The 16713-nt window shown below is 60.5% G+C and carries 10 protein-coding genes; 8 read left to right on the forward strand and 2 right to left on the reverse strand.

Annotated features, from left to right (window positions below; genetic code table 11):
• Nucleotides 1-14: 14 nt before the first annotated feature.
• The 3 genes from BBX50_RS12615 to BBX50_RS12625 all read left to right on the forward strand — a co-directional run bounded on the left by BBX50_RS12615 (nt 15) and on the right by BBX50_RS12625 (nt 4995).
• Complete coding sequence (locus tag BBX50_RS12615; protein WP_203229939.1) at nt 15-3326, forward strand: VCBS domain-containing protein; 3312 nt, start codon at nt 15-17, stop codon at nt 3324-3326.
• A 75-nt stretch (nt 3327-3401) separates the two neighbouring features.
• Nucleotides 3402-3767 carry a hypothetical protein gene (locus BBX50_RS12620; RefSeq protein ID WP_065775677.1) on the forward strand — a complete coding sequence of 122 codons (366 nt, stop codon included), beginning with the start codon at nt 3402-3404 and terminating at the stop codon, nt 3765-3767.
• 10 nt (nt 3768-3777) lie between these two features.
• On the forward strand, nt 3778-4995 hold the full coding sequence (locus tag BBX50_RS12625) for an ABC transporter substrate-binding protein (protein ID WP_065783853.1): 1218 nt from the start codon (nt 3778-3780) through the stop codon (nt 4993-4995).
• 108 nt (nt 4996-5103) lie between these two features.
• Here the strand turns inward: BBX50_RS12625 and BBX50_RS12630 are convergent, their stop codons facing one another.
• Both BBX50_RS12630 and BBX50_RS12635 read right to left on the reverse strand, forming a co-directional pair.
• Nucleotides 5104-7608, reverse strand: a complete 2505-nt coding sequence (locus BBX50_RS12630; protein WP_065775679.1) for an ATP-binding protein — start codon at nt 7606-7608, stop codon at nt 5104-5106.
• A complete protein-coding gene (locus BBX50_RS12635) occupies nt 7605-8429 on the reverse strand; it encodes a response regulator transcription factor (protein WP_320410502.1) in 825 nt (274 codons plus the stop codon). Before BBX50_RS12635 ends, BBX50_RS12630 begins: the two co-directional genes overlap by 4 nt.
• A 203-nt stretch (nt 8430-8632) precedes the next feature.
• Between BBX50_RS12635 and BBX50_RS12640 the strand changes: the two genes are divergently transcribed.
• The 5 genes from BBX50_RS12640 (at nt 8633) to BBX50_RS12660 (ending at nt 16678) form a co-directional block, all read left to right on the forward strand.
• Nucleotides 8633-9625: an ABC transporter substrate-binding protein gene (locus tag BBX50_RS12640; RefSeq protein ID WP_244513146.1), complete on the forward strand. Its 993-nt coding sequence runs from the start codon at nt 8633-8635 to the stop codon at nt 9623-9625.
• Nucleotides 9626-9752: 127 nt separating this feature from the next.
• Nucleotides 9753-11921 (forward strand): iron ABC transporter permease, encoded by a 2169-nt coding sequence (locus tag BBX50_RS12645; protein ID WP_065775681.1) that lies wholly within the window; start codon nt 9753-9755, stop codon nt 11919-11921.
• Between the two features lie 16 nt (nt 11922-11937).
• Complete coding sequence (locus BBX50_RS12650) at nt 11938-13005, forward strand: ABC transporter ATP-binding protein (RefSeq protein WP_201723477.1); 1068 nt, start codon at nt 11938-11940, stop codon at nt 13003-13005.
• Nucleotides 13006-13333: 328 nt separating this feature from the next.
• Nucleotides 13334-14707, forward strand: coding sequence for an alkaline phosphatase (locus tag BBX50_RS12655; RefSeq protein ID WP_201723478.1), 1374 nt, complete (start codon nt 13334-13336; stop codon nt 14705-14707).
• Nucleotides 14708-15769: 1062 nt separating this feature from the next.
• On the forward strand, nt 15770-16678 hold the full coding sequence (locus BBX50_RS12660) for a hypothetical protein (protein WP_065788395.1): 909 nt from the start codon (nt 15770-15772) through the stop codon (nt 16676-16678).
• The last annotated feature ends 35 nt before the right edge of the window (nt 16679-16713 follow it).

A 16713-nucleotide genomic window follows, 5' to 3' on the forward strand; every position in this document is an offset into this window, starting at 1 on the left:
ATCCGGTGAACCAGGTGGGCAATTCGGTTGGCTGGAGCTTCCAGGTTGCCGACAGCGTGCTGGACTCGCTGCAGGCGGGCCAGGTCCTGACGCAGACCTATGACGTGACCGTCGATGACAGCCATGGCGGCACGGCGACGCAGACGGTGACGATCACGATCACCGGCACCAATGATGCGCCGGTGATCACCTCGGGTGTGCAGAGCGGTGCGGTGACGGAGATCGCTGACAATGGTGCGGGCGAGAACGCCGTCCTCCATGCGCAGAACGGGGCTGTGACGTTTGCCGACGTCGATACGCTCGATGTCCACAACGCCAGCGTCACCGCCGGCGGCAGCGGATACCTCGGTACCTTCTCGCTCGCCGCGGTCAACCAGGCAGGCGACTCCGTCGGCTGGAGCTTCGAGGTCGCCGACAGCGTGCTCGACTCGCTGCAGGCGGGCCAGGTCCTGACGCAGATCTATAACGTGACCGTCGATGACAGCCATGGCGGTACGGCGACGCAGACGGTGACGATCACGATCACCGGCACCAATGATGCGCCGATCATCACCTCTGCGGTGCAGAGCGGCACGGTGACGGAGGTCGCTGACAATGGTGCGGGCGAGAACGCCACTCTCCATGCGCAGAACGGGGCTGTGACGTTTGCCGATGTCGATACGCTCGATGTCCACAACGCCAGCGTCACCGCCGGCGGCAGCGGTTATCTCGGGACCTTCTCGCTCGCCGCGGTCAACCAGGCAGGCGACTCCGTCGGCTGGAGCTTCGAGGTCGCCGACAGCGTGCTCGACTCGCTGCAGGCGGGCCAGATCCTGACGCAGATCTATAACGTGACCGTCGATGACAGCCACGGCGGCACGGCGACACAGACGGTGACGATCGTGATCACCGGTACGAACGACGCGCCGGTGATCACCTCGGGTACGCAGAGCGCTTCGGTGACGGAGATCGCCGATGGTGTTGCGGGCGAGAATGCCAACACGCATTTGCGGGGCGGGACGGTGACCTTTGACGACGTCGACACGCTGGACACGCACAGTGTCAGCTTCACGGCGCAGGGCGGCAGCTATCTCGGCACCTTCGCGCTCGGTTCGGTCAACCAGGCGGGCGACTCGGTCGGCTGGAGCTTCCAGGTTGCCGATGGCGTGCTGGACTCGCTGCATGCGGGCGAAACGCTGACGCAGAAGTATGACGTGACCGTTAACGACGGCCACGGTGGTGCCGCGACACAGACGGTGACGATCACCATCACCGGTACCAATGATGGCGTCAGTATTAACGGGTTGTCGTCCAGCGCCGAAGAGACGGTGTACGAGAAGAACCTTTCAGACGGTTCATCGCCAAATGTGGCTGCGCTGACGCAGACCGGCACCTTCTCCGTGACGACACCGGACGGGCTCGCTGGGCTCAAGATAAATGGCACTGCGGTCGTGACGGGGGGCGCCTACGCCGTAGGTACCACGGTGGACACAGCACTCGGGCTTCTGACGATCACCGGCTACACGCCGACGACGGTCAATGGCACGGTGACGGGGGCGACCTTCACCTACAGCTATCTGCTGCAGGACAACAGCTTGGGGCACACTTCGGCTGGTGCTGACAGCGGGGTGTTCGACAACTTCGTCGTCGCGGTGACGGACGAAGATGGCTCGACGAACGGTGCCACGCTCAACATCCAGATCGTAGACGATGTGCCGACCATCCAATCCATCAGCAACGCCTACATGGCCAACGGCACCGGCGCCCTCGAAGGTGTCATCAACGCGACGTCGGGGGCCGATGGAATCGCGCTCTATCGGATCGACAGCGTCAGCGGTCTGCCGACCGGCTGGAGTGCGACTGGTCTGGGGAGCGGGCAGGTGCTGCTCAAGGACAATCTGGGTGCTGACATCTATCGTCTGACGACGAACGTCGATGGCACTTATCAGCTAGAGCAATTGAAGGAGCGTCCCGGGACGTCGGTGCCAATCGAGGCTGCCAATCATTTCAAAAACAGTCCCAGCAATAGCTACGACTTTGGGTTCGCCAAGTTTGAAGTACTAAACAACAATCAGGGTCAGGCTGTATTCAATGCCAATAATTCCCAAACCGGTGGGAACGAATTCGGGATTGGCAACACCGCGTTTACTAGTGGCGAGAAGTTCAAGATCGAATTCGAAGATGACGTTTCTTCGGTGACGCTGCAACTTGGAACGGTGCAGACTGCGGGATCCATTCAGTTCACTGTCCGGGATGGAAACGGTACGCCCGTTACCTTTAGCAGGGACGTAGCGGTAGGTCAGACGAGTGTAACGATCCCTCCGAGCAACCTCGACATTAAGTTCGACTATGTCGAAGTTCTCGGCACAAATGGCATCAACGCGTCATTCAAGACCATAAGCTATACCGAGACCGTTGCCGCATCGGACTTGGCACTGATCTTCAGGATTATCGGACGCGACCAGGATGGAGACTTCTCCAACACGTCGACACTCACGTTTTTCTCCGACGGGTCCGACACGACGGCAAATATCATCACGGGCCTTGCGCAAGACGACGTCATCTATGGCGGTGCTGGCGATGACGTCCTCAGCGGCAATGACGGCAATGACGTCATCTATGCGAGCGCTGGAAACGACACGATCAATGGGGGCTCGGGTGTCGATCTGCTCGATCTCTCCGATGCCACGGGGCCCGTCACGTTCACACTGACGCAAAGCAGCACGAATATTTCCGTAAACCTTTCGAGTGTCGGTTTGGGCAACGAAACCTACAAGAACATGGAGGGCGTGAAGGGCTCGGACTTCAACGATACCCTATTAGGCAGTGGGAATGGCGACGTTCTGATAGGCGGCGCGGGCGACGATACGCTTGGCGGATTTGGGAGCAGCGACACGCTCTACGGCGGCGCAGGGAACGATACGCTCTACGGCGGTTCGGGCAACGACATTCTCGTCGGCGGTACGGGCGACGATTTTCTCTATGGCGGCTCCGGCTCGGACACGATGACCGGCGGTTCGGGCAAGGATACCTTCGTGGTTGACCTCGACTCGCTTCAGCTTGGTATCGACGATGTCATCACCGACTACAGTTACGCGGAGAATGACAACGTCGACCTGTCCGCACTGCTCGGCAACCTGCCCACGGGGACGAACCTGGACGGCAACTTTGTCCAAGTGGTGCAGGACGGCCAGAATGCCAATCTGCAGGTGGATACCGACGGTGCCGCCGGCAGCGGTTCGGGCTGGCACACGGTCGCGGTGCTGGAAGATTTCCAGGTATCGACCGAGGTGGTGAAGATCCTGTTCACCGAAAATGGTGCGCCTAAGACACAGGACGTCTCATAACGCTACGTCGGTCTCGACAGCTCAGCGGTTCTCGGCAATCATCCGGGAACCGCATTTTCCAGGGGGAGCCTTTTCATGATCAGAAGCATGCTAGCGGGAGCGATGCTCGCACTGATGCCCGTTTCAAGTTTCGCGGCCGATCTTATCGTCGATTATGCGCCGGTGGCCCGGCAGTGCACCGAGCTCAGCCAGTCCACGCTGACGGTCGACCAGGATGTCGCCACATTGACGAAGGAAGTTGTGACGCGCATGGACGAGGCGATCGCTGTCGCCGACGATCCGCGCTGGATCTCTTCAACGCGACCGGCCTTCGTCTGGGCGTCTGAGACCAAGGTTGCCTGCGGCAAGGCCTACGGTTATCTGCAATCCAGCTGGCGTGATGAGGACTACATCGCCAAGTGTGATTGCTTCTACGTCAAAATGCGGCACTTCATGAATTGAGACAGCCGGTATGACCGTCATGCCCCACGTTGTGGTTTTATCGGCACGGCGTGTGCCGTCGTGCCGGCGATGGCTGGCCCTCGGCGTGCTCGCGCTTGGCGTTCTCTCCGGTTGCCAAGGCGCTCCCACGGCTCCTGATGTGCTCGACGTGGAATCGCCGCAGGCAAGACACGCCCGGCGCGCGGCCGAGCACGCGGTAAAACCGCAGGAGACCGTCGGAAGCGGTGCTGCGCGGATAGGACTGATCACCGCGCTCATGGCGCCATCAGGCGAAACGGCACGCGAACGCGATATCCGGGACGGGGCGTCGCTTGCCGTGGACGAGGTGGGCGGTGGCCAGCTTTCGCTGCTGGTTGAAAATACCGATGGCTCGACACAGCAGGTCCAGGATGCGGCCAAGCGGCTCGCCAGCCAGAACGTCGCGCTGGTCGCGCTATCGGTTCCGGATGTGCCAGTCAGCACTCTCCGCCAAGGGCTTGGTTCTGCCCGCGCCCCGCTTCTGGTGCTGCGCGGCAACGGGGCGGAGCGGTCGGCGGGCACGTTCGCTTTCGTTTCCGACCGGATCGACAGCGCGGTCGAAGGCGCTTCCTACGCACTGGCCTCCGGTCGCAAGCGACTGGTCGCGCTCCTTCCCAGCGATGTCTCCGCTGCTGAGCGGCAAAGGCTGGATCGCGGTCTTGCTGGCTATGGCATCAAACCGGCGCTTGTCGCCGTGACGGGCACGACCGCGTTTTCCAGCGATGCGGCCGCCAAGGCAAAGCTCAAGGACATCGATGCGGTGCTCTTGCTTGGATCCGAAGGCGGCGAAGTCGGCGCGCTGTCGCAGCTTAAGGCCAACGGTTACCTGAAGCCGAACGCGATGGTCATCGGAAGTTCCGGTTGGACGAATGCCGCCTACAAGCGTCCTGAATTCGCTGGAAGCCAGCTCTGTCTCTTCGGTCCGGAGAATGGCTCGCGGATGACGTCGCGCTTCCTCGATCGGTACGAGCGCGCGGCAAGTGCGGACGCGGCTTACGGCTTCGACGTGATTGCGCTTGCAGCCGGCATCGTGCGTACCCACGGTGAAAATGCGATTAGTCACGAGAGCCTTCTGTCTCCAAATGGCTTCGTTGGCGCGACGGCGGCATTTCGGTTCGCCACGGATGGCTCGGTGCGGCGAACCTGCGCGATCTATCAGGTCACGAATGGAAGCGTGAAGCTTCTGGATCCGGCACCCCGCTCGTTCTAACTGGCTTCGCCCTTGTTGAACCCGACCGCGCGGCTCCCGGTCGCCTTTCCAGGTGTGAAACGCACGCGAGCCGCCGCGCAGCACTTGGGAGGCGACCGCAACCAGCAATCAGAGCCTAAGACCGAGTGCCGCAAGTTTGCTGGCCGTCAACGGCTTGTGGACGCACGCCAGTCGTTCTGCGTAACCTTCTGCCAAGGGGCTCTTGGCAGGAAAGCGTCCCGACACGATGAGAGCGCGAGCCTGCGCCGACGAGTCCAGCCAGGTTTTGGCAAGGCCCCAGCCGCCAGGAGGTCCCTCCAGATGCAAATCGGTCACCAGCAAATCCTGTGGTGAGAATGTCTGCAGAATGTCTGCTGCGGCGGATATCGAGCTGGCGGTTACAACCTCAAAACCGGCAGCCCGAAGTATTCTTTCACCATTCGCGAGCGAGAGTGGGTCGTCGTCCACCAGAAGGCAGCGCCCTGACGAGGTTATCCTTGAAAACGTCTCTTCGGTGACGACAGCGACCGGTATCGCCAAAGTTACGGGCGTACCGCGCCCGGGCTCGGATTGAATGGACAGGTCTCCGCCCGACTGTCGAATGAAGCCATAGACCATGGAAAGGCCAAGACCGGTCCCTTGACCGTCGCGCCGCGCTGTAAAAAAGGGTTCGAGGCATTGCCGCAATATGTCATTCGACATCCCGGACCCGGTATCCTTGATATCGATTTTCGCCGTTGCGCTGTTGAGGGCGCGAATGATGATTTCGATCTGGCCGCTCTCGTGCATGGCCTGTCGTGCGTTGAGGCAAAGATTGAGGATTGCACTTTCGAGCTGACCCGGATCGACCTTGACGAGAAGCGGCTGGTCATGAAGTGAGATCGAGAGATCAACTTCCCCGTTCAATGCAATCTCGACGAGGTCGCCCATGCCGGAAACAAGGACGTTGAGGTCGACGATTTCGGGTTCCAGGTGCTGTTTTCGCGCAAAAGCCAAGAGCCGCTGGACGAGCGTTGCGCCGAGCTCTGCCGTCACGCTCATCTTCTGACGCAAAGTTGCCGCGGCGATCGGCCCGGCCGTCTCCAGCAAATGCAGATTGCCAGAGAGCGTCGAAAGGATGTTGCCGAAATCATGGGCGACTTCGCCGGCAATCTTTCCGAGACTCTCGATCCTTCTGATCTCGTTCAAGCGCTCCTCGACGCGCCGCCGTTCGGTGACATCCGAAAACAGCCAGACCTTGATGCCATCGGGCAGGGAGCTGACCCGACACTCGACGACGCTGCCGTCGACGCCTCCCAGCTCCCGTATTTCTGGCAGGACGTTCTGCCAGGAGTCGAAGCTGGCGAACGGAGAGGTCGCAAGCAGGCCGGAAAGTGTCCGCCCGCTCGCCGCAGTCGCAGCCTCGATCCGCAAAACTTTCATGAGATTGGGGCTTGTTGCTGCAAGAGTGCCTTTTGGAGTGGTGATCGCGACACCGTCGCTCATCCCCGCGACGACCGTTTCGAATAGCGCATTTTTGCGGCGCAGCTGCCGGTTCAGACGATCCAGCCTCAGGACTGTCGCGCGAAACATCCGGAATGCGCGGAAGAGCCGGCCGATCTCATCGTCGGGTTGTTCGGTTCGCGCCAATCGACTAGTCCGGTCGCCAAGCGCAAGCCGCACCATCGCTTCGGAAATCGCTCTGAGATTGGCGGCGACATAGCGCACCACGAAGAGGGCGGCGAGGATCGCGATCACGGCGCTGACTGTCCCGACGGTGAGGATGACGATTTTCGCATAGTCGATCGACGTGCGCGTATCGAGCCGCACTGCACCCAGCTTGCCGTCGGCTTCCGCGATGACAGCAGCGCTCAGCTTGTTGATGTTTTCCGTTTGCTCGCGAACGCGCGAAAGTGCGTTTCTTGCTTTTGCAAGGAGCGCGAACTCCATCCGGCGCAATTCAAAAATTCGAGCCGGTCCGTCCCCGGCACCCGACAGCCTCGACAACTGGCCCGGTATGGTCTTCGATACCTGCTGACGCAATGTATGGTACTGCCTGTCAAGTTCGCCGAGATGGAACAAATTGTCTGTGCGGCGCGCCGCCGCCAGCACGTCGATCAATTGCCGAACAATGTACTGTTGCTGCGGGTCGCCCGGAGACGTGCCGGAGGTCCCGTCTGGAAGACTGGCTGCCTCAAGCAGGCGCAATTCCTGATCGAGGCCGAGCTTCCCATCCCGGATCGCCGCTTGCCGTTCCGTGGCAACAACCAGGTCCCAAATGGCGGCTCTAAGCTCGCCGAGCGGCATATCGAATTGGGTTGCAAGCCTTGGGTGCGAGCTCGCGAGAGCATCGGCCTGCCTCTCGATCCGCATCGCCGTCTGAAGCACTGTCGCCGCCTGCTTCTCGATCAGGTATGACGATTGCAGGGTCATCAGGAACGGAGCGGTGCTCGACAGTTGCGAGACGAGTCGGGATATTTCGAGGGCATCGCCGACATTCTCGACCGTGGCGGAATGCAGCGCGTTCAAGCGCTTCTCGGAACGATCGAGGGCTAGCCATGCCACGATGCCGATGAACATGGTGGCGATGGAAAGCAGGGTCAATGCACCCAACAGCTTTTGCTTCACAGTCGGATGGCGAAGCCGCAACGTCATGCGTGGGACGCCGAGGAGGTGACGAAGATGTACCCCTGCGTCCGTCGAGTCTGAAGGTGTATCGGTTTCGAAGGCACGCGCTCTATTTTGCGTCTCAGTCTCAAGATCAGGACGTCGATCGTGCGATCACCGTAGTGTGAAAGGTCGCTGCCGAGATCGCTAAGCAGTTCCGTTCGCGGAATGATGCGATTTGGGTGATCCAGAAAATACTCAAGGAGGCGGTACTCAGAATTCGTGAGGGGGATCTCGTTTCCGGCCGCGTCGAGTAGCTGGCGCCTTGACTTGTCTATGCGTAGGCCAGAGGAGCCGATAACGACCGCCGTTTCCGCGGGTACCGGCATGACCGAGGCGCGGCCGTAGCGCCGCAGCACCGCGCGGATGCGCGCGAGCAATTCGCGCGGGTTGAAGGGTTTTGTTATGAAGTCGTCGGCAACTGTTTCCAGGCCGATGATCCGATCGATCTCGTCGCCCCGGCCCGTCAGCATAACGATCGGAAGGTCCATTTGTGCGCGGATATGCAATGCGAGCGTATGGCCGGACTCGCCATTGAGCTTCAGGTCAATCAGTGCGAGATCCACCTCCGGGCGTTCGCCAAGAGCGACAAATTCGGCGATGCTCGCGAGTGCGATCGACGAAAAACCGTTCTCGAGGAGCAGGCTTGCCACCATTTCGCGGTGATCGCGATCATCGTCCACGACAGCGACGACGCTCCGTCTATCAGGTATTGCCCGCACCTCGAACGTTCCTCCCATGCCGCGCATCTCGGCACGCGCGACCATATATCGAAGCAGCCAGGCATGCACGACGCGTTTGGTTGACAAAGTTCGCCCCACTGTAATTTTTGAAACAAATCCAACCAATCCGTCGGTATGGAGCGGGATTGTTAACGCAAAGATCGTGGCTGGTGCGGCCACCTCGCTGGCATAGTGGCGCCAAGTGTTCGGCAAGGGGATTGTCGGACGGCCTAGGACAGGGAGGAGTAGGGCCTATGAAATTGAAGTCGCTAATCTTGAGTTCCGCGCTGATGACCGTTGCAGCAGCGAGTGCTGCTGCCGGAGAGCTCAGCGTTGTCTGCAGTTCCGAGCAGGATCATTGCGACCTGGTTGCGAATGAATTCCGTGCCGCGAGCGGCGCGGATATCTCGATGATCCGCAAAAGCACGGGCGAGACGCTGGCGCAGATCCGAGCTGAGACGGGCAACCCAAAGATCGATGTGTGGTTTGCCGGGACAGGGGACCCGCATATGATTGCGGCTGAAGAAAATCTGACTGAGGCTTCGGGTGCGGACACGACCAATCTTCTCGGCTGGGCGAAAAACATGGCGGAAATCACCGGCGGAAAGGCGATCGGAGTTTATGCCGGTGCGCTGGCCATCGCCTACAATACCGAACTCCTCAAGGAGAAGGGCTTGAAGGCACCGGCCTGCTGGAAAGACCTCGCGGATCCGGCCTATCGCGGCGAAATCCAGGTTTCCAATCCCAACAGTTCCGGCACGGCCTACACCGAGATTGCAACCTTGGTGCAACTCTTCGATGAAGACGAAGCCTTTCGCCTGCTTGCCGAGATCGGCAAGAACGTCAACCAGTACACCAAGTCCGGATCGGCGCCGGTAAAGGCGGCCGCGCGCGGGGAATCCGTGATCGCCATCGGCTTCATGGCGAACATGGTGCAGCAGAAGATGTCGGGCTTTCCGCTTGAGATCGTTGCTCCGTGCGAGGGTACGGGCTACGAGGTTGGGGCGGTCTCGATGATCAAGGGCACCAAGAACGCTGCCGCGGCGAAGCAGTTCGTCGACTTCGTGCTCTCGCCCGACGGCCAGAAACTGGGGGCGCAGGCGCAATCGTTCCAGACTCCGTCGAACCTGAACACGCCAGTTCCCCCGGAAGTCGGGAACCTCTCCTCGGTCAAGCTGATCGACTACGACTTTGCCACCTTTGGCTCGTCGAAGACGCGCGAGAAGCTGCTGGCTCGCTGGAACGCCGAGGTCAAATCGGCAGGCGGAGCGATCGAACAATAGCGCCCAGGCGGCGATCGCGGGCTGCGTGTCCGCCATCGCCGCCCCGGCACATGTTCCGCATCATCCTTTGTGCGGCATCAATGCCGTCTCGCGGCTGCGGGCCGGCTTCAATCAGGAACCATCAGCAATGAAAAAGACCACCGCGCTTTGGCTGGCGCTGGGGATGGCGGGCTATGTCCTGTTGCCTTGGTACAGGACCGAGACCGGCATTTTCGATCCCACCACCCTGGCCGCTTATTTCAGCGGCGACCTACGCTCTGGTTTGGCGCACATGCTTTTCCACGGACGTTGGTGGCTCGTCGCACCGCTCGTCGGTTTTACCGGCTCGCTCATCGTCCTGTTCTTCATCAAGGCGCAGCGTCATGCCGCCATCGGTCTTGTGAGCTTTGCCGCCCTCGGTTTGGCACTCACCGCGCTCCAAGGTGTCCTGGTGGTCGCCTCGGGTTCGCATCTCCTGTGGCTTGTCGGCACCGATGCCGCTCAAGAGAGCATGGGCATCGGCGCGCTGCTGTCCTTCGTCGGTTTGCTGTTTACGCTGACGACAGGTATCTCCGGCCTTGGCAATGGTCGCGGCGATGCCTTCATCTGCGGGTTGATCGGAGCGATCGTCGCTTCGGTCGGCGTCTTCGTCTTTTATCCGGTTTCGCACGTACTGGTGCGCGCGTTCGAACTTCCTGGTGGTGCGGGCTATGGCCTCGCCGAGTTCCTGCCAAGTCTCTTCTCCGCGGAGATCTGGGGTGTGCGTTGCCTCGTCTTTGCCGGCTCCTGCGGCGCGGGGACGAACTCGCTGCTTCTGGCGCTCATGACCGGTCTCGGGACGACCGTGCTTGGTCTCGCCTTTGCACTGATTTTTACGCGCACGAACTTCAAGGCAAAAGGTCTTCTGCGCGCGCTGACGATCATTCCGATCATCACGCCGCCCTTTGTCATCGGTCTTGCACTGATCCTGCTGTTCGGTCGGTCCGGAACGGTGACGAACTTCTTCGCAGACGTGTTCGCCTTGGAGCGCACGCGGTGGCTCTACGGTTTCTGGGGTGTCTATCTGGCTCAGGTGCTGAGTTTCACGCCGATTGCCTTCCTGGTGCTGATCGGCGTCGTCGAGGGGGTCAGCCCATCGATGGAGGAGGCCTCGCAGACCCTCGACGCCGATCGTTGGCAGACCTTTCGCTATGTTTCGCTGCCGTTGATGCGGCCGGGTCTCGCCAACGCCTTCCTGCTCGGTTTCATCGAGAGCCTTGCCGATTTCGGCAATCCGCTGGTGCTCGGCGGCAACTTCAATGTGCTGTCGACCGAGATCTACTTTGCAATCGTGGGGGCGGTCGCCGATCCCGCGCGCGCCGCCATTCTTTCGATCGCCTTGCTGCTGATGACACTGGGCGCCTTTCTGGCGCAACGGCGCTGGGTCGGCAAGAAGTCCTACACGACCGTTACCGGCAAAGCCGATTCCGGACGCCACGCGGCGCTTAATCCTGGCCTCAAGGCGGCCTGTTATGCACTCGCTTTGCCCTGGGCCGCCTTCACCGCCATCGTTTATTCGATGATTGCGTTCGGCAGCCTGGTGAAGCTCTGGGGCTACGACCACACCTTTACGTTTGCCCACTACGCGCGGGCCTTTGCCGTGGGTTTCAACAACGGTGTGCGGTTTACGGGGTCGGCCTGGGACAGCTTTTTCACCACGCTTGGCATCGCCGCGATTTCCGCACCGCTGACGGCGCTTCTGGGACTGGCGACCGCCTATCTGCTGGTCCGGCAGCGGTTCTTCGGCAAGACGGTCTTCGAGTTTTCGACGATGCTCTCCTTTGCCATTCCGGGTACGGTCATCGGCGTCGCCTATGTCATGGCCTTCAACTTCCCGCCGATCGAGCTTACGGGCACGGCCATGGTCCTCGTGATCGTCTTCGTTTTCCGCAACATGCCGGTCGGCGTGCGCGGTGGCATCGCCGCCATGTCCCAGCTTGACAAGAGCCTTGATGAGGCCTCGACCGTGCTGGGAGCCAACAGCTTCACCACGGCCCGCCGCGTGCTGGCACCTCTGCTCGGACCGGCGATCCTGGCCGCCGTGACCTACAGTTTCGTGCGCTCTATCACGTCGGTATCCGCGGTCATCTTCCTCGTCAGCGCCCGTTACAACATGGCGACCTCCTTTATCGTCGGGCGCGTCGAAAACGGCGATTTCGGCGTCGCCATCGCCTATTCGGCGGTGCTGATCCTGACGATGCTCGCGGCCATCCTCACCCTTCAATTTGCGATCGGTCAACGGCGACTGCGCCGGACGAACCGTCTCGAAACAGCCTGAAACGAAAGGGCACCCCATGACAAACGCAATGCCAAGAGGATCTGTCCGTTTCGACCGGGTGGTCAAACGCTACGGCAGCGTGACAGCGCTGAAGGAGCTGTCATTGGAAATTCAGCCGGGAACGCTTGTAACCCTGCTGGGGCCGTCAGGTTGCGGCAAGACGACGACTTTGCGCCTGATCGCCGGACTGGAGAGCGCAAGCGAGGGGCACCTTTTCATCGGCGGCAAGGACGTTACGCACCTCTCGGCTTCCTATCGCAAGGTTTCGATGGTGTTCCAGTCCTATGCGCTTTTCCCCCACATGACCGTCCTGGAGAATGTCGCATACGGGCTCACCGTGAAACGGATGGGCAAGGCCGAAGCCGAACAACGGGCAGAGGCCGGGCTTGAAATGGTCGGTTTGAAGGGTTTCGGAAAACGGCTCCCTTCGGAATTGTCGGGCGGCCAGCAGCAGCGCGTCGCTGTTGCGCGGGCGATCGTGCTCGAACCGGAGGTGCTGCTCTTGGACGAGCCGCTGTCGAACCTTGACGCGAAGCTGCGCCGTCACGTTCGTGAGGAGATCCGAGAGATTCAACAACGCCTCGGGCTGACGGCTGTCTACGTGACCCACGACCAGGAAGAGGCGATGGCCGTTTCGGATCGCATCATCGTCATGCGAAATGCGGAGATCGCTCAGGAAGGTTCGCCGCACGATCTCTACGAGCGTCCAGCCTCCGCGTTCATCGCAGATTTTATTGGCGACGCGAACCTCGTGGACGTCGAGATCACCGCGAACGCCCCATCCGGGCCGGAAATAACCGTGGGTGGGAAGACGCTGGTGCTTCCTCCGACCAACCTGAAGGCCGGTCCAGCCAAGCTCGTCCTGCGGCCGCACCAGATCAAGCTTTGTCCGTCGCCGAGCGCGGCGACATTCCCGGCAGAGATCACCTACGCGGCCTATCTCGGAAACCAGATCCAATACTCGCTGCAGGGAGAGCTCGGGTCGCTGTTTGCCGTCGCGCTGCCCGTCGCCGATGCCCCGAGGGTTGGATCTTCGGTGTTCGTAAGCTTCGACCCGACCGAAGCCAGGCTCGTTCCAGCCTGAGCGAGCTGGCTCGTGCCACCCTCAAGGAGGTCGGGGTGACGCATGCCAGGCGTTGGCATCAGCCGTTTTCTGCCGCCGCCGAATCGGGGCCGGAGCGGTGTCTGACCGGCACCAGACCATCAATCGCCCACAAGGAGGGCCAACATGGAGGAGAGAATGAGAGTGTTCAAACCAAAGAAATCGCGGTCGCGGAAAGCGATGTGCTCCCTTGCGTTGGTGAGCCTGTGCCTCACCACGCCAGCCAGAGCCGACGAGGCGACCCTGGTCCAGGCCGATGACCCCTATTTCAAGCAGGCGGATGCCACCCTGGCGAACGCAGCAAAAGAACGTGAACCGGGCGAAGAACGTCATTCTCTTCGTCGGCGACGGCATGGGGTTTTCGACGGTCACTGCCGCTCGCATTTTCGAGGGACAGCAGCGCGGCGTTGATGGCGAATCGAACGTCTTGGCTTGGGAGGCCTTCCCCTATCTTGCGGCATCGAAGACCTACTCTTCGGATGCCCAGATCACTGACTCGGCCCCGAGTGCCGTTGCCATGACCACAGGGGTCAAGTCGATCAATGATGCCATGGGGCTTAATCATACCGCCAAGCTCGATTCCTGTGAGGACCAGAAGACCAAACAGGTGACCACGCTCTGGGAGATGGCCGAGACGATCGGCATGTCGACCGGCGCGGTCACGACCGCTCGGGTGACGCACGCAACGCCCGGCGCCACCTACGCCCACATTGCCAATCGCGACTGGGAAACCGATTCCGACATGACCGAAGAGGCGCTGCGCGCCGGCTGCCTCGACATCGCTCGCCAGCTTGTTGAAATGCGCTATGGCGATGGTCTCGACGTGGTTTTGGGAGGAGGGCGCCGCAGTTTCCTGCCGGCTTCGGTGGAAGACCCTGAATATCCGGGAGAGGCGAAGAAGGGGGGCAAGCGCAAGGACGGAAGGGACCTCACCAAGGCCTGGACTGACCGGTACGGCCAGGAGGGCGCTTTCATCTGGAACAAGGCGCAGTTCGACGCGATCGACCCGGCAAAGACAGGACATCTTCTCGGCCTGTTCGAATCGTCGCACATGCAATATGACGTCGACCGCGCGGGCGACAAAGCCGGTGAGCCGTCGCTTGCTGAAATGACCGAGACGTCCATCGATATCCTGTCGCGCAATCCTGAAGGATACGTGCTGCTGGTGGAGGGCGGGCGCATCGACCACGCCAGCCACGAAGCGAATGCCTACCGCACGCTGTCAGACGCGGCCGCAATGAACGAGGCGGTCAAGGCGGCACTACGCAAAGTCGATCTCAACGACACGCTGATCGTCGTCACCGGCGACCATAGCCATACCCTGACGATCGCTGGCTATGCCAAGCGAGGCAACCCCATTCTCGGTATTTCCATCGGCGTCGATGGAGAACCGATCTATGGCAAGGATGGTAAAACCTACACCACCATCGGCTTTGCCAATGGCCCCGGTGGGTACGAGAAGCCGCAGGAGCGGCCGATGCTAACGTCCGAGGAGACGACGAAACCCGACTTTGTTCAGCATTCGCTTGTGCCTCTCGACAGCGAAACGCATGGTGGCGAAGACCTCGGCATCTATGCGGCTGGTCCATGGGCGCATCTCTTCCAAGGCACGGTCGAAGAAAACTACATCTTCCACGTCATGAACTTCGCATCGAGAATTGGCGAGCGGCTGGCGAGCGAATAGCTCGCCCATCGAGCCAATGATGGCGATCTTTCGGTGGGTGCCGCCGGTCAACACCGGACGCCGACGGTGGAAGGGATTCCGTTCGCGCTGGTTTGGGGAAGGCATGGATCGCTCGATCTTCAAGGGCGCCTGTCGCGGCGATTGCCGGAAGTTGGCATCGAGAATTCAAAGCGGGGTCGAAGGGCCCCGCTTTTTTGACTGCGCGATAGCGGATTATTCGTGCACCCGGCTTCTTCCGGAATTGGCGGCGGATAGGCACTCGCCGAACGAAGCGATCGCCAATCACCGGCGCGGCGGCACACTGTCGGCCTCGTCTTTATACCAATTAAGTATTACTTGACCCGTTTTCGTTGGTCGATTTATATTGGAACAGTTAGAAAAAAGTAATAATGACGATTGTAGGCGTAAGTTCGTCAATATGATGAAGGTTTGGGTACTTGTCGCTCGAAACTGATGGCGACTCGGTGTGGGTTGTGCGTTGAAAAAATGTACTTGCTTTAATGTATATCGATGCCGATCTACGGCAGGTTGTCTCAGGCTGTAGACGAAGATATTGAGCGCATCGCTGAAATTCTCCGTCGACGAGCGCATATTTCGGCGTCTCAACGTGAATACACCTTCGTGAGCTGCAAGCGTTCATATGCGCGGATTGCCTGTCCGAGCATGGTCGCGAGCATGTGCTTACAAGGGATGGCGTGTTCTAACCCGGACGCCGGACACCGCAAGTGCCACTGCACGGTCCGTAAAGCGAGCTCGATCCAGGGTCGAATCTTGCGGCAGATCTGGCTGCTTCAGCGTCCCCACGTCATGCGGCGCTGTTAGTTTGAGTGGCAAGCGACGGCATGACGTCGAGACCACTGCCCAAGGCGGGACGACGGTAAATTCGTCGCCTTAGGAGCAGTGGGTCGAGATCAGATGCCGAGCCCAACTTTCGCGCCGTATTGGACCGACTTTGGGGCTCCATATGTGATGAGAAAACTATTGATACTTCGGTGGCCGGCGCTTACGGGGCGTCGGTTCGGCAGCTGGACACACTACATAGCCGGCTCTGTGGCGACGGCCTTGCTCGCCGGAGCGTTCTACTTTCTCGCTATCGTGACCCTGGACAGCATCGGACGGCTGCCCCCGCCAGCGTTCACGAACAGCCTATGCGCCGATGAGAAGCTGGCTTTTTTTCGCGACAACCCTCCGCTGGCGCCAACCGCGCTTATCCTCGGGTCGTCGGCCGCCTGGCGAGGTATTGCGAGCGAGGAAATCGCTCGCCGATATCCAGCCGCCAGGCCACTCAACGGCAGTTTCTGTGGGTTGCAGGTCGACGAGACCGCGTTCGTCGCTGATTATCTGCTGCGGCGATATCCGAGTGTTCAGCACGTCCTGCTGTTGCTCAGTCAGTTCGATATGGGCACCTGCTCCGCCACCGGTACGCGGGTGTTTGACGGCACCCAAGTTGATGACTTCTTGGCGGGTAACGGTCCGGCCTGGACCTATTATTTCACGTATTTCGATCCTGTCTCACTCGTCCGCAACGCAAGCTTTGTGAAGGCGGCGCGCGAAAACACACTTCCATTCTATCCGCTTGTCTTCACTCCCTATGGTGACGGTCCCCAGACCACCGATATGAGCCGCACGCTCGACGTGCATCGCTTCGACGTGATCGATCCGGCCTGCGTTTCGTCGCTGCGCGGGCTGGTGCGGGCGATTACCGCCAGCGGGCGACAGTTGATTGTGGCGTCGCTCCCGCTGCTACCGTCCGAAATCGAGGGCTCCGACCTGACCGGGGCGATCCATGACCACATGGTGCAGGAGATCGAGAGCGCCATCAGTGGGACGAATGCCATTTTCTGGGACGGCGAGCGCTCGGCGCAAGTGGATGCGAGCGACTTCGTAGATCCTGTTCATCTGCGATGGACAGGTGCCAGGCGCTTCACGAGCCAACTCGTCGAAGCCACCGGTTTCGGTGCAGTGAAATGAGCGCGGGGTAACAGAGATGCTATTTAACTCTGCCA

The sequence above is a fragment of the Ensifer sp. LC11 genome (genome assembly GCF_001695835.1).
Classification (GTDB): domain Bacteria; phylum Pseudomonadota; class Alphaproteobacteria; order Rhizobiales; family Rhizobiaceae; genus Ensifer.